Genomic DNA, 12163 nt, shown 5'->3' with positions numbered 1-12163 from the left:
GAGCTGCGGGGCAACGCCCCGGTCGCGCTGGCCCTGGGCGCGGCGTGGGGAGCGGCGGCCGGGGCGGCCGGCTCAGCCCGAACCAGCCCGTCCGGGTGCACCTCCCAGCGTGAGCTGGGGGAACTTGAGGACACCGCCGCGCAGCGGTGGTGCACCCACAACTCCCGGCCGCAGACGGCCGATCGGCCCACTTGTCCGATGTCCGGAGACACGCTCGCCCCCAGCGGACAGATTGGCGCTTTCTCGTGGGTCACGTGGTGTCGAGGGGCAGTCACTCCGCGATACCGTCGGCGTCGTGGTGAACGCAGCGCCGGGCGAGGCTGGTGAGGGGGACCCCGCGGCCGGCGGACTGCTCCGACGTCGATCTGGAGGATCCGATGTTCCGTGACCGTCCCCGTCGCACCCTCGGCATCGCCGCGGCCGCGGTGGCCGCCGCCGGTGCCGTGACGTTCAGTGTGCTGTCCCTCCAGCCCGCCGCGGCCGACGCGGACCAGGAGCTCCGGCTGACGACGGTGCAGAAGGTGAGCACCGCCCCCGAGCACCCCAAGACCGGCGACACCTGGGTGACGTACTTCGACCTGCACTCCACCGTCAGCGACAAGAACGGCAAGGAGACCACCGGGCGGCGCGTGGGGGACGCGAGCGACCGCTGCGACGTGGTCCTCGCGCGGTACGAGGGCATCGTCACCCAGTGCCAGCGGGTGCTGCGGACCGATCAGGGCACCCTGGTCCTGACGTCGATGACCGACCGTTTCGGCCGCGGCCCCTACACCACGACGGCCGCCGTCACGGGCGGCACCGGCAGCTACGCGGGCGCGGTCGGGCAGGCCAGGATCACCCTGGACGACGAGCGGGCCTCGTACCGCATCACCCTGCGGGGCTGACGGGCTCGGCCGGGGCGGTGACCCGGGCGACGAGGAGGGCCACGTCGTCCTGGTCGTTGCCGTCGCGCAGGGTCCTCAGCAGGAGGTCGCACGTGGCCTCCAGGTCTTCCGGGGCGTCCTGAAGGACGGTGAGCAGGGCCTCTAGGCGGGTGTCGATGTCCTGGTCCCGGGTCTCGACCAGCCCGTCGGTGTAGAGCACGAGCTCGTCACCGGGTGCCAGATCCACGCCGACGCTCTCGAAGGGGACGCCGCCGACGCCCAGCGGGGCCCCGGCGGGCAGGTCCAGCAGGACGGGCCGACGGCCGGGGCGGACGAGGGCGGGCGGCAGGTGTCCGGCGTTGGCGACGCACACCCGGCCCCGCGCCGGGTCGTACACCGCGTACAGGCAGGTGGCGATCATCTGGTCCAGGCCGGAGGCGGTGTGGTCGAGGTGGCGCAGCACCTGGGCGGGGTCGAGGCCGAGCTGGGCGAGGGTCCGGGCCGCGGTGCGCAGCTGGCCCATGGCCGCGGCCGCGTTGATGCCGCTGCCCATCACGTCGCCGACGACGAGGGCGCTCTGGTCGCCGTCCTGCGGGATGACGTCGAACCAGTCGCCGCCGACCTGGCTGGCGGCCCCGGCGGGCTGATAGCGGTAGGCGATCTCCAGGCCCACCAGGTGCGGGGGCCGCTGCGGCAGGAGGTTCCGCTGGAGGGTGAGGACGCTGGTGCGTTCGCGCTGGTACCAGCGGGCGTTGTCGATGCAGACGGCGGCGCGGGCGGCCAGTTCGCCGGCGAGGACGACGTCGTCCTCGCCGAAGGGCGGGGAGTCGCCGACGCGCTTGAGGTCCAGGGCGCCCAGCACCTCGCCCCGGGCGATCAGCGGTACCGCCATGTAGGAGTGCAGGCCGGCGCGGGCGAGCAGGCCGGCGGCCTCCTCGTTGCGGGCGATGCGCGGCAGGTCCTCGGGGCGGACGTGCGCGATGTGGACCGGGCGGCCGGTGGTCACGCAGCGGGTGACGAGCCGGTCGGCGGCGTACTGGGCGATCTGGCCGGGCGGGTCGGCGGCGCGGACGGCGTCGGAGGCGTCGGCCGAGGCCACGGCGAGCGCGCGGAAGACGGCGGCCTGCCCGGCCGGGGCGGTGTGCTCGGTGCCCAGGATGGTGTCGAGGATGTCGACGGCGGCGACATCCGCGAGGCCGGGCACCACGACCTCGGCGAGCTCCCGGGCGGTCTGGTCGAGGTCGAGGGTGGTGCCGATCAGCACGGAGGCGTCGGCGATCAGCGCCGTGCGGCGGCGGGTCTCGTTGTTCACCCGGACCCGGTCGGTGACGTCGACGACGGAGGTGGCCAGGCCCAGGGTGCGGCCCCCGGGGTCCTCCAGCCGGTAGTAGGAGACGAGCTGGGCGGTGTCGTCGGTGGCGGCGCCGCCCTGGCGGCCCACGGCGAAGCGGTCGAGCAGCGGGGTGCCGGTCTCCAGCACCTCGCGCATGGCGGCCTCGATCTCCGCGGCGTCCGAGCGCGGCAGGGCCTCGCCGACCCGGCGGCCGAGGTGGGCTTCCGCGGGGAGGCCGTGGATGCGTTCCAGGGCGGGGTTGACCATGACGAAGCGCAGGTCGGTGTCGAGGACGGCCAGTCCGATGGGCGACTGGGCGATCAGTCCGACCGACAGGGCGAGGTCGCGTTCGACGTGGCGCAGGATCTTCTGGTCGGTGGCGATGCCCAGGGCGTAGAAGCCGCCGCTCTGGTCCTCCAGCCGCATGTTGCGGAATTCGACCAGGCGGGGGGTGCCGTCCTTGTGCCGGGCGGGGAAGACTCCGGCCCAGGACTCGCCGGCGCCCATGACCTTGGCGAACAGCCGCAGGACCTGGTCGAGGTGCTCCTCGCTGACGAGCAGCCGGGCGCCGTAGCGGCCCAGGGCCTCCGCCGCGGTCCAGCCGAAGAGCTTCTCGGCCTGGGGGCTCCACAGCACGATCCTGCCGCGCTCGTCGAGCACCACGGCGGCCACGCTCAGCAGGTCCAGCAGGCCGCCGGGCTCGGAGGTGGCGGCCGTGGCCCCGCCCGGTTCCGGCCGGAACGCGTCGGTCGTGCCCATCGAGGTCCTCCTTCCGCCCGCCGGGGGGTGGTGCGGCGGCCTCGCGCCGGTCCTGCCCGTGACGTCGCAGCGACTTCCATGGTCTCTCCGAAACCGGTCACCGCGCAGCCCGCGGCACAGGGTGTGTTCGTCCGCAAGCGGGGGCGGTGGGGCCGGGGACGACCGGTGGGGGCCGCGAGTACCGAGAAAAAGAGGTGCTCAGGCGGTGGGGGCCGGGAGGGGCAGGGTGAACCACACGGTCTTGCCGTTGCCGGAGGCGTGGTGCCCCCAGCGGGCGGCGAGCGCCTCGACGAGCCACATGCCGCGCCCGTTCTCGCTGTCGGCGCCCGCCCGGCCGCAGCGCGGCAGCCGGCCGCCGGCGTCGGTGACCTGGGCGATGAGGTGTCCCCGGGCGCGGGTCAGGACGAGCTCGATGCCCCCGGAGGCGTCGGGCACGTGCACGACGGCGTTGGTGACGAGCTCGGAGAGCAGGAGCGCGGTGTCCCCGGCCAGCTCGTCCAGTCCCCATTCGGCCAGCAGCCGCTCGGAGAACCGGCGGGCGGCCGCGGCGGACCGGGTCGTCGCGGGCAGGGTGATCGCGCGGGAGGGATGGCCGGGCGGCAGGTGGTGCAGCTGCCACCGCGGGTGCGGAGCGTGCATGCACAGGGGGATCCGCGGGCCGCGGGGGCCGGCGGGTTTCAGCGGTGAAGAGCCCCGTTCGGCAGCCGGGTCGGTGACGCCGAAGGCGTCCGCCCTGTGCGGGGGACTCACTGTGTCGCGGCTGGTTGCAGGCATCTGGCTCTTGCGCAATCGAGGTAGCGCGAAGGGGCGCTGAGCGGAACTCGTCTCCGACGCCGGTACGGTCCTGCGGGGGGGGAAGACTTGTGGGCCGTGTGCTCTTCGCGTGGTTCACCCCACAGTCGCTCGCTTTTCGCCAGAGGTCTATACCCTATAGGTGACCATGGGCGTGCGGAGCGCTATCACAGCAGGTGGGAGCCTGTCCATCGGCCATAAAGTCCTCGTCAGGACGGGCGGCCGCGCGGGCACGTACGGTGCGGCCGGGGCCCGCTCCGGTGCGCGGGCCCCGGCCGCACCTCCTCGGTACCGCGGCTACTTCCGCGGGCACTCCTTCCAGGCGAGGTGGTAGATGGTGTTGATGGCGCCGTCCGTGGAGTCCATCGTCATGAAGCTGTTGGTCTTCGCCGGGTCGGACGTGCCGGCGTTGACGCGGAGCTCCGTGTTGATGTTGAAGTTCCGCTTCTCGCCGCAGGGCGCCCAGACCAGCGCGGCCACGTCGACGTTGTCCGTCGCCTGCCAGCTGTCCGCGTAGGAGCCCTTGAAGGTGTGCGTTCTCGGCACCGTCTGGGAGGAGCCCTGGAAGTAGTACGAGGCTCTCTGGGTACCCGTCGCCCCGGGCTCCAGCTTGGCGTAGCCGCGGTAGTCCGCGCTGGCGATGGCGTAGGTGAAGCCCTGCGGCACGTGCACGATCAGGTTGAGCTGGCAGTTCTTACGGAAGTCGGTCGGCTTGGAGCCCAGTCCCACCTGGGCGAGGTAGTCGCTGTAAGTGACGGTGAAGGCCGTGTTGTCGAGCGAGACGGCCACGGCGGCGGTCCCGGCGGGACAGCCGGACCCGTTGACCGTGGCTATCTCGATCACGATCTTGTCCGGCGGCGGGTTGACGATGACCGAGGCGTCGTACGTGGAGAACGGCGAGGCGAAAAGCGCCGCGATCGCTGTTCCTGCGAGTAGGCCGACAGGCATGGCTCTCCAATCGTTGTCCGGGGACGTGAGCGGCTTGGGGTACGGCTCAGGACGAGCCGGGGTCGAGCCGGGGAATCGGAGCGGATGCCGGACCGGGGTGGGTGAGGGCTGGACAACCTGGGGCGTGCCCATGTCAAGCCGCACCCTCCGGCAACCCGTGGGACGGGGAGCGTTCGCATCGTAGGAGCCGGTGGCCGGGTCCGCCTAGACTCCGCGCAACCGCTCCCCGTCCATGGCTCGTAATGGCGCGTCGCACACCGCCGGGTTCGGCAGGAAGCGGGGCCATGCGGGCCGTGCGGGCGATGTCGGCACTTGCCCGATACCGGTCACTCGCCGGCGAGCCCGGGGTAGGCGTGCTGCAGGTGGACGCAGAGCAGGGAGATGAGGACGGCGGCCACGATCACGCCGAGGCACCCGAAGACATCGCGCAAGGTGCTCGCCAGGGGACCCGGCGGCCGGCGGGACGGAGCGGGCGGGGCGGCGGCCCGGTCCTCAGGTCTGGGCGGGCTGTGCATGGGGGGAACCGGTGCGCCGGGCGGGGCCGGAGTGCGGGTCGGGGCCGATGCCGTACTGGGCGGCCTGGAGCTCGTACATCGAGCGGTAGAGCCCGCCCTCGACGGCCATCAGCTCCTCGTGCGTGCCCTCCCCCACCAGGTGGCCGCGGTCCAGGACGTAGATGAGGTCGGCGGTCGCCGTCGCGGCCAGCCGGTGGGTGATCAGCAGGACGGTCGTCCCGTCGTCGGTCAGCGTCCGCAGGGACTGGAACGCCTCGACCTCCGCCTTGGGGTCCAGCGCCGAGGTCGGCTCGTCCACGATCAGCAGGGGTGCCCGGCGGTAGCGGGCGCGGGCGCTGCCCAGGCGCTGCCACTGGCCGCCGGAGATCTGGGTGCCCCGCTCGAAGCCCTTGATCACCAGGCTGTCCCACTGGTGCGGGAGGGAGGCGATGACGTCGGTGGCGTCGGCCTCGGCGGCCGCGCGCTCGATCCGCGCCTGGTCCAGCCGCTGGCCGGGGCGGCCGATGTGCACGTTGGCGCGGGCCGTCATGGGCCAGCGGGGGAAGTCCTGGGACAGCACGGCCACCCGGTCGAAGAGCTGGTCCCGGTCGAGCTCCCTGACATCCGTGCCGTTCCAGGTCAGGCGCCCGGAGGTGGGCAGGTACAGCCCCGCGATCAGCTTGGACAGGGTGGTCTTGCCGGAGCCGTTCTCCCCGACCAGCGCGACGACCTTGCCGGGCGGCACGGCCAGGGTGACCTCGCACAGCGCGGGCGTGGCGGCCTCGGGGTAGACGAACGTCACCTTCTTCAGGCGGATGTCCGTCACGCCCGCGGCCAGGGGCGCGCCCCCGGTGGGGATGGCGTGGCGCTCGGCGGCCGCGCAGGCGTCCTCCAGGTCGCCCAGGTACATGGCCTCCTCGTAGAGGCGGTTGACCTGCATCACCAGGGCGGTCAGGCTCGCCCCGGAGGACCGCACGGCGATCACCGCGGTGCCGGCGACGGCCAGCGGCATCCCGCCGGAGGCCAGCAGCAGCCACAGCACGCCGTACGCGGCGACGGCCGCCGCCCCGGACAGCGCGGAGGCCGCGGTCTGGGTGGCCGCCTGGGCGCGGGCGAGGCGCCGCTGCTCCTGCTCGACGGTCCCCGACATGTCGTCGTAGGCGTCGACGAGCATTCGCCCGGCGCCGTGCACCCGGATCTCGGCGGCGGAGTCCTGGCTGGTGAGGGTGGAGGTGATGACGGAGATGGCGCGCCGGTGCTCGATCCACGCGTGGCGCGAGGCGTACTGCCGGCGGGCGGAGACCACCGCGCCCCAGCCCTTGGGGGAGGCGATCAGCACCAGCATCCCCACCAGCGCGGGGTGCAGCAGCGCGAGCACCCCGGCGGCGGCGGCCAGGCCGACCAGGGCGTTGACGACCGTCACCGAGGAACTGAGCATCAGCCGCACCGAGTCGGTGCCGAAGCGTCCGGCGTCGAGCTTGCGGTGGAACTCCTTGTCTTCCAGGGCGGCGAGCTCGACCCGCACCGCCGACCGGTAGAAGCGGGCGGTGCAGACGCGTTCCACCTTGGGCTCCAGCTGGCCCGCGGCGGCGACGGAGACGGCCGACAACAGCGCGGAGACGGCCGTGACCACGGCGATGGCCAGCAGCGCGGGCAGGGCCTGGCGCAGCCGTTCCGCGGTGGGCCCGGCGGCGAAGAGGGCGAGGAGCACCCGGTTGGCGGCCACCAGCCCGAAGGCGCGGGTCAGGCCCTGTCCCAGCTCCGCGCCCAGCAGGGTCAGCAGGGCGGCGGGGTCCTCGCGCCAGGCGGCCCGGGCCACGGTGGCGACCATCGCCGGGAGCTGCCGCGCCATGGCCCAGAAGGTCATCCGCACCAGGGGTTTCTGGTGGGTGGCGAAGGGGGCGTCGTAGCGCAAGGCGCCGCCGAACAGCAGGAGTTCACTGTCCGAGACGGGGAACTCGCGGGCTTTGCGCCGCCTGAGGAGCGTCATCGCCCCTCCGGCCCGTCGCTCGCCGCCGGGGCCGGCGGGGCCGCGGGGCCGACAAGGAGGGGCCGGGCGCGGTAGGCTCGCTGCTCTTTTCGGGCGGACATGGCGCCTCCGGGGGTCGCTGGACGAGGGGGGTGAGCGCTCCCGTTCTCGGGCAGGGGTAGGGCCCATGGGCACGCGGGAACCACGGGTCGCGGGGCGTGCCGAGGAGTGGGGTCGGGGCCGACCGGGCGTGTCGACGGGACGGCGGAAGAGTGCGCTGCCGTCGGTGAACGTGCGGTCCGGTGTCCGTTTCCGGACAGGAAGGACTCTATCCGCCGTCGCCCCGGGGGGAGTTCGCCATCCTGCACTTCCCTGCTGACGGTTCACTCGTTCAGGTATAAAACAAGCCCGGACCCTCGGTCGGGGTCCGGGCCGGTGGGGCACACGCGGTATGGGTCAGTCCTCGCGTGCCGTTTCGGGGAGCTGACGGAGCTTCAGGGGGGTGTGCTTCTTGAACGCGTAGTCCAGCATCCGGGCCGCGTCCGGGTACCGCTGGGTGGGGTCGTTGAGGATGACGCCGACCACGGTCCGGCCGCCCTGCCGCGCGGCGAAGACCAGGCAGGGCCCGGCCGCCGAGGTGGTGCCGGTCTTGATGCCGGTCACCCCCCGGTAGGAGCCGAGGAGCTTGTTGGTGTTGTACCAGGTGTACAGGCGGTTGACGTTCTTCGCCTTCTGCTGGGTGCTCGCCGCGCCCGTGACCTCGCGGAAGACGCGGTCGCCCAGCGCGTGCCGGGCGAGCTCGGCCAGATCGCGCGGGGTGCTGAGGTTGCCGCCCCGGGAGGAGATGCCGTCGAAGGAGTCGTAGCTGGTGTTCCTGAGCCCGAGCCGGGCGGCCTTCTTGTTCATCTTGGAGATGAAGGACTTGGTGCGCGCGGCCTCGGTGGCGCCGCTGCCGAAGGTGTCGGCGAGGGCGTACGCCGCGTCGCAGCCCGACGGCAGCATCAGCGCGTACAGCATTTGCCTGACCGTCAGTCTGTCCCCGGTGCGCAGGTCCGCCGTGCTCGCCTCGGTCCGCGCGACGTAGTCGCGGTAGGACTGCTTGACGGCGATCTGCCGGTCGAGGTTCACCCCGGGGGTGTCGAGCACCACGACCGCAGTCATGATCTTGGTGATGCTGGCCATCTGCCGCCGGGAGTCCGCCGCCTTGCCCCACAGCGGGCGGTCGGCGCCGCTGTCGAGCAGGTAGGCGCCCTTCGCTCCGACTTTCGGGCCGCTCGTGGCATCGGCCACGGGCACCGGCAGGGCGACGGCCAGGACCGCGGCGGACACGGTCAGCGGGACTCCCCACCGGCGGACCGGCTCTCCCCCACAGCGCTGCATGCAGGCTCCATTCCTCGTGTGTCGGTTCGATGGCGAGCGCATCGTCGCACCCGGTCCCGGCGGGGGCGAAATCCGAACCACTAAAGGATGAGGGGGCGTTGGCGGCTGACGGAAAAGCGCACAGGGCCCCCGCCTCGGCGGGGGCCCTGTGTGGTGACGGGGGGTCTCAGTGCGCCGGGGAGGCCGGCACCGTCCCGGTCCGCCGGACGGTGCTCCTAGGGGTGAGCAGCCGTTCGGCGAGGTGGCCGAAGACCAGGCCGAAGCCGGTCCACAGCAGGAGCTGGATGGCGAGGGCGGACACCCGGAAGCGCCAGAGCAGACCCGCCGGGAAGTCCTCGGGCAGTTCGTTGGCCGAGGGGAGGAAGGCGTACGCGAGGCCGACCGCGACCACGAAGGCCGCGCCCGCCGCCACGGTGGCGTGCCAATTGCCCAGCCGGGGTGCCAGCCGCTTGCCCAGGATGACCGCGGCCACCGACAGCAGGACGCTGAGGGCGATCATCAGGAAGAACAGCGCGGTGCGCTCCCCGATGGAGTCGGGGTCGCCGACGGAGGGCGGGTTGGCGGGGTACTTCAGGAAGGGCACCACATAGACGGCCAGGAGCGCGCCGAGGGAGACCAGCACGGCCGTCGCCCGGGGGCCGAAGCTCCCGATGCGGCCCAGGGCGACGCAGAAGACCAGCGAGGCGATGCCGCCGATGGCCACCCCGTAGACGAGGATGCCGGTGGCCAGCCCGGCCGTGGACTGCAGGGAGCGGCTGACCGGCTCGGCGCCGCCGTGTTCGTGGCTGTGCGCCGCCTCGAAGGCGATGGCGGAGTCCACCTGGGGCTCGCCGAGGAAGTAGGCGGCGATCAGGGCGAGGACGCCGGCGGCGAGGCCGGCGAGCATGCCCCGGACGAGCAGGGCCCGGACGGAGAAGGAGTTCACGACTTGGTTCCCCTGAGTTCTAGTGGCAGGGGAAACCGAGCAGGTGGCGCCCGTCGTGGAGCCACTCGTGCACGTTCTCACCGGAGATGAGCGAGGTGGCGCCCTGCTCGGCGCCGACGAAGTAGAGCAGGACCAGCATCAGGATGCCGGCGAAGAGGGCCCAGGGGGCGATCGCCTTCAGGGAGATGGGGGTGACCGCCGGTATGGCGGGGGTGGCGGGAGCGGCTGACTGTGCCATGACAGAACCTCCTGGGGAACACGCGTCCCGGTCGTTGGTGCCTCGGACGACGGGTACGGGTCTGACTGCCCGGCCCGCCCCTGGGGAGGGGGCGCGTGGGCCGGGTACACAGTGGCGCGACCGTGCCGGATTCACACCGGACTTCCGTTCACCCCGTCGTCATTGCCTGGCGACCGTACCGCGCACCGAACCCATGCGCTACGGCGTATGGATGTGCACCCCGGCGCAGGCCACGCGTGGTGTCCGTGATCTGCTTGCGCCGGGGCGCGCGGTGCCCAAGGGGCGGAGCGCGAACAGGCCGCCACCGGACGGGAAGAGAGCCGCCGGCGGACGTCGGGCGGCCGTGGAGGGAAGGGACGAGGCGGGTCATGACCTTGCGTGTGATGCTGATCTCACCGGCGGCCGGGCCCGCCCTGCGCGCGGCGCGCTTCGACGACGACGCCCCGCTCGACGCGGCCGCGGCGGCCCGGGCCGAGGCGGCCGCCGGTGCGCTGCCGGCCGCGTCCACCCGGCTCACCGCCCCTTCCGCGCGCTGCCGGCAGACCGCCCGTGCCCTCGGCCTGGACGCCCGCCCCGAGCCCGGGCTGCGCGACCTGGACGCGGGCCGCTGGCGGGGGTTGACCCTGGAGGAGGTGGCCGCGGCGGAGCCGGAGGCCGTGGCCACCTGGCTGGCGGACCCCGAAGCCGCGCCGCACGGCGGGGAGTCGGTGCGCGCGCTGGCCGACCGGACGGGCGGGTGGCTGGACTCCCTGGCCGGCGGCGACGGCCGGGTGCTCGCCGTGGTCGAACCGGCGGTGGTGCGCGCGCTGGTGGTGCACGCGCTCGGCCTGCCGCCGCACGCCTTCTGGCGGCTCGACGTGCCGCCGCTGTCGCTGACCGGGCTCTCGGGGCGGGCCGGGCGGTGGAACCTGCGCTGCGGGCGGCCCCTCGGCCCGGCCGGCGCGCCCTGAGCGGGGTTCTGCGAGGGTTGTCCTCGGCGCCGACCGGACGGAGGAGAGGGCGGGGATGAGCAAGACCTACGCGGGGGCACGGCTGCGCCGGCTGCGGGAGGAGCGCCGGCTGAGCCAGGCCGAGCTGGCCCGGCGGCTGGCCGTCTCCCCCAGCTATCTGAACCAGATGGAGCACGACGCGCGGCCGCTGACCGTGCCCGTACTCCTGCGGCTCACCGAGGCGTTCGGGGTCGACCCCGGATTCTTCTCCGAGCGCGACACCACCCGGCTGCTGGCGGACCTGCGCGAGGCCCTCGCCGACGAGGTGACGGGCGCGAAGGTCTCCCCGCGCGACCTGGCCGAGCTCGCGGCCCGGCTGCCGTCGGTCGCGGAGGTCCTGCTCGGCCTGGACCGCCGCAACCGCGCCCTCACCGAGCGGCTCGCCGAGCTGGCCGGCGGCCGGGAGGGGCCGGCGGTGGCCGCGGCCGGGCGCACCCCCCACGAGGAGGTGCGGGAGTTCTTCTACCGGCGGCAGAACTATCTGCACGAACTGGACGTCGCCGCGGAGCGGCTGGCGGGCGCCGCCGGGGTGCGCCGCGGCGCGGTGCGCGAGGCGCTGACCGCGCGGCTGGCCGACGCGCACGGGGTGCGGGTGGTGTCCGGCGCCGAGGAGCTGCACCGCTACGAGCCGGCCGCCCGCCTCCTGCACCTCTCGCCCCGGCTGCGGCCGGGGCAGCAGGCGTTCCGGATGGCCACCCAGCTCGCGCTGCTGGAGTTCGGGGAGCAGTTGTCGCAGCTCGCGGCGGAGGACTTCGCGGCGGACTCCCCCGCGTGGTCCCCGGCCCGGATCGGGCTGGCCAACTACGCCGCCGCCGCGCTGATCCTGCCCTACGGCGTCTTCCACACCGCGGCCGAGGAGATGCGTTACGACATCGAGCGGCTGGCCGACCACTTCGGCGTCGGGTACGAGACGGTGTGCCACCGGCTCAGCACGCTCCAGCGGCCGCGCGCCCGGGGCGTGCCCTTCTCATTCGTGCGGGTGGACCGGGCGGGCAACATGTCCAAGCGGCAGTCCGCGACCGGCTTCCACTTCTCGCGCGGTGGCGGCACCTGCCCGCTGTGGAACGTCTACGAGGCGTTCGCCTCGCCCGGCCGGGTCCATGTGCAGGTGGCCGCGATGCCGGACGGCCAGCGGTACCTGTGGACGGCGCGGGCCGTCACCCGCTTCCGCGGTGGCTGGGGCGAGCCGGGCAAGACGTTCGCGATCGGCCTGGGCTGCGAGGTGCGGCACGCGCCGCGGCTGGTGTACTCGGCGGGCCTGGACCTCGGCGACGCGGGCGCGGCCACCCCGATCGGGATGGGCTGCCGGGTCTGTGAGCGGCTCGACTGCCCGCAGCGTGCCGTGCCGCCGCTGGGCCGGCGGCTGGCCGTCGACGAGAACCGCACGACGTTCGTCCCCTACCCCGTGGAGCCGGACGGGCCCGCGGACCGGCCACCGGGCCCTCCGCCTGCGAGAATACAATCTTCTTAGGC

General features: G+C 73.7%; 10 protein-coding genes. 3 read left to right on the top strand and 7 right to left on the bottom strand.

Going from position 1 to position 12163, the window contains the following annotated elements; genetic code table 11:
* Positions 1 to 377 precede the first annotated feature (377 nt).
* On the top strand, positions 378 to 884 hold the full coding sequence (locus ABZ951_RS13665; RefSeq protein ID WP_344092198.1) for a hypothetical protein: 507 nt from the start codon (positions 378 to 380) through the stop codon (positions 882 to 884).
* Here the strand turns inward: ABZ951_RS13665 and ABZ951_RS13660 are convergent.
* The 7 genes from ABZ951_RS13660 to ABZ951_RS13630 all read right to left on the bottom strand — a co-directional run bounded on the left by ABZ951_RS13660 (position 868) and on the right by ABZ951_RS13630 (position 9701).
* A complete protein-coding gene (locus ABZ951_RS13660; RefSeq protein WP_344092195.1) occupies positions 868 to 2955 on the bottom strand; it encodes a SpoIIE family protein phosphatase in 2088 nt (695 codons plus the stop codon). The genes ABZ951_RS13665 and ABZ951_RS13660 overlap by 17 nt on opposite strands.
* Positions 2956 to 3153: 198 nt before the next feature.
* Complete coding sequence (locus ABZ951_RS13655; protein WP_344092193.1) at positions 3154 to 3594, bottom strand: ATP-binding protein; 441 nt, start codon at positions 3592 to 3594, stop codon at positions 3154 to 3156.
* A gap of 450 nt (positions 3595 to 4044) precedes the next feature.
* Positions 4045 to 4695: a DUF4360 domain-containing protein gene (locus ABZ951_RS13650; RefSeq protein ID WP_344092191.1), complete on the bottom strand. Its 651-nt coding sequence runs from the start codon at positions 4693 to 4695 to the stop codon at positions 4045 to 4047.
* Positions 4696 to 5187: 492 nt separating this feature from the next.
* A complete protein-coding gene (locus ABZ951_RS13645; protein ID WP_344092189.1) occupies positions 5188 to 7179 on the bottom strand; it encodes an ABC transporter ATP-binding protein in 1992 nt (663 codons plus the stop codon).
* Positions 7180 to 7614: 435 nt separating this feature from the next.
* Positions 7615 to 8538, bottom strand: a complete 924-nt coding sequence (locus tag ABZ951_RS13640; RefSeq protein WP_344092187.1) for a D-alanyl-D-alanine carboxypeptidase — start codon at positions 8536 to 8538, stop codon at positions 7615 to 7617.
* A gap of 166 nt (positions 8539 to 8704) precedes the next feature.
* On the bottom strand, positions 8705 to 9463 hold the full coding sequence (locus tag ABZ951_RS13635) for a CbtA family protein (RefSeq protein WP_344092184.1): 759 nt from the start codon (positions 9461 to 9463) through the stop codon (positions 8705 to 8707).
* A gap of 19 nt (positions 9464 to 9482) precedes the next feature.
* Positions 9483 to 9701 carry a CbtB domain-containing protein gene (locus ABZ951_RS13630; protein ID WP_344092182.1) on the bottom strand — a complete coding sequence of 73 codons (219 nt, stop codon included), beginning with the start codon at positions 9699 to 9701 and terminating at the stop codon, positions 9483 to 9485.
* A gap of 368 nt (positions 9702 to 10069) precedes the next feature.
* Between ABZ951_RS13630 and ABZ951_RS13625 the strand changes: the two genes are divergently transcribed.
* Both ABZ951_RS13625 and ABZ951_RS13620 read left to right on the top strand, forming a co-directional pair.
* Positions 10070 to 10651: a histidine phosphatase family protein gene (locus ABZ951_RS13625; protein WP_361279865.1), complete on the top strand. Its 582-nt coding sequence runs from the start codon at positions 10070 to 10072 to the stop codon at positions 10649 to 10651.
* Between the two features lie 55 nt (positions 10652 to 10706).
* Entirely contained in the window at positions 10707 to 12161 is a 1455-nt protein-coding gene (locus ABZ951_RS13620; protein ID WP_344097889.1) for a short-chain fatty acyl-CoA regulator family protein, read from the top strand.
* Positions 12162 to 12163: the final 2 nt, after the last annotated feature.

This window comes from Streptomyces sp. NPDC046215 (assembly GCF_040646215.1).
Classification (GTDB): Bacteria; Actinomycetota; Actinomycetes; order Streptomycetales; family Streptomycetaceae; genus Streptomyces; species Streptomyces stramineus.
This window is presented reverse-complemented; position numbering and strand designations above follow the sequence as displayed.

Bases quoted from the DNA above. Each gene is read 5' to 3' on its own strand.
- ABZ951_RS13665 (WP_344092198.1), top strand. From the start codon at position 378: ATGTTCCGTGACCGTCCCCGTCGCACCCTCGGCATCGCCGCGGCCGCG.
- ABZ951_RS13660 (WP_344092195.1), bottom strand. From the start codon at position 2,955: ATGGGCACGACCGACGCGTTCCGGCCGGAACCGGGCGGGGCCACGGCC.
- ABZ951_RS13655 (WP_344092193.1), bottom strand. From the start codon at position 3,594: ATGCACGCTCCGCACCCGCGGTGGCAGCTGCACCACCTGCCGCCCGGC.
- ABZ951_RS13650 (WP_344092191.1), bottom strand. From the start codon at position 4,695: ATGCCTGTCGGCCTACTCGCAGGAACAGCGATCGCGGCGCTTTTCGCC.
- ABZ951_RS13645 (WP_344092189.1), bottom strand. From the start codon at position 7,179: ATGACGCTCCTCAGGCGGCGCAAAGCCCGCGAGTTCCCCGTCTCGGAC.
- ABZ951_RS13640 (WP_344092187.1), bottom strand. From the start codon at position 8,538: ATGCAGCGCTGTGGGGGAGAGCCGGTCCGCCGGTGGGGAGTCCCGCTG.
- ABZ951_RS13630 (WP_344092182.1), bottom strand. From the start codon at position 9,701: ATGGCACAGTCAGCCGCTCCCGCCACCCCCGCCATACCGGCGGTCACC.
- ABZ951_RS13625 (WP_361279865.1), top strand. From the start codon at position 10,070: ATGACCTTGCGTGTGATGCTGATCTCACCGGCGGCCGGGCCCGCCCTG.
- ABZ951_RS13620 (WP_344097889.1), top strand. From the start codon at position 10,707: ATGAGCAAGACCTACGCGGGGGCACGGCTGCGCCGGCTGCGGGAGGAG.